This window comes from Chitinophaga hostae (genome assembly GCF_018224885.1).
Lineage (GTDB): Bacteria > Bacteroidota > Bacteroidia > Chitinophagales > Chitinophagaceae > Chitinophaga > Chitinophaga hostae.
In genome coordinates this window covers 1-1,276 of sequence record NZ_JAGTXB010000049.1, presented here as the reverse complement: position 1 = coordinate 1,276, position 1,276 = coordinate 1, and the positions used below count along the sequence as shown (strand labels likewise).

Genomic DNA, 1,276 nt, shown 5'->3' with positions numbered 1-1,276 from the left:
GTTTATAAGTTTGGGTTACCACACCTTAAACATATAAACTTGGATAAAGATAAAAAATTTCCCGGACAGCCGATTCTGTCTCAGATATTATCTCAGATTCCGGCTTCCATGATACGTGATGCGGCCTGCAAGCACAATAGCAATCGCTATTACAAAAAGTTGCCGCTTCGTATTCACCTGGTGAGTCTATTATATGGTGTATTTAGTTATTGTAATGGTTTGAGAGAGCTTTGTGAGGGTCTACTGGCTTGTGAAGGAAAGTTATCCCATCTGGGATTTGATAAGGCTCCAGCCAGGAGTACACTTTCAGATGCAAACAGTAACAGAAGCTATCTGGTGTTTGCCACTATTTATCAGCAATTACTACAGAAGTATCATGGATCTATCTCGGACAGCCGGTTAAAGGGATTAAGTATAAATAATCTGAAGATCATTGACAGTAGCACAATTAGCTTATTTGGAGATATTCTGCGCGGTGTAGGCCGCCCCAGATTGGATGGAGCAAGACGCAAGGGAGGAATTAAAGTACATGCTATGATGGATGCGTTCAGTGGGGTTACAGAATTTGTACGCCTGACGCCAGCCAAAGTACATGACCGGCAGTTCCTGTTAAAGCTGAAACTTCCGCAGGAAAGCTTTATCGTATTTGATAAGGCATATAACGACTACCGGCAGTTCCATTCCTGGAGCAGGCACCATGTCTGGTTTGTATCCAGGATGAAAGAAAACGCGGTATATCATGTCTGTAAAGTATTATTAGACAGGACAAAGAAACACAAAAGCAAAGGAGTTGTTAAGGATCAGCTTATTACGGTCGGTTACAAACAGGAAAATGAACCTGTACGGTTACGTTTACGCAGAGTTACTTATAAAGCAGAAGATGGACAGGTATATGTCTTTATAACAAACAATTTAAAGATCAGTGCCAGTCAAGTGGCCCGTATCTATAAATGTAGGTGGATGATCGAACTGTTATTTAAACAGATAAAACAGAATTTTCCACTCAGATATTTTTGGGGAGATAGCCAAAATGCAATTAAAACACAGATCTACTGCGTATTAATTGCTCAGTTATTGATGGTGGTGATCAGAAAGAAATCTGCAACGAAAAAGTCGTTTGCAAATATGATAACGGTGATCCGTTTACATTTAATGAGCTATGTGGAGATATTGAGTTTTATAAAAGATACCTATCTGGCATGGCGCAGGGTAAACAACCCCGTTTTGAGTTCCACGTAGAGGGGACCTTCCCACAATATTTGCTATATAAAAATCG

At 40.2% G+C, this 1,276-nt stretch carries 1 protein-coding gene; it reads left to right on the top strand.

What is annotated here, in order from left to right; genetic code table 11:
- The first annotated feature begins 39 nt into the window (after positions 1–39).
- Positions 40–1,239 carry an IS4 family transposase gene (locus tag KE626_RS34450; protein ID WP_211977697.1) on the top strand — a complete coding sequence of 400 codons (1,200 nt, stop codon included), beginning with the start codon at positions 40–42 and terminating at the stop codon, positions 1,237–1,239.
- Positions 1,240–1,276: the final 37 nt, after the last annotated feature.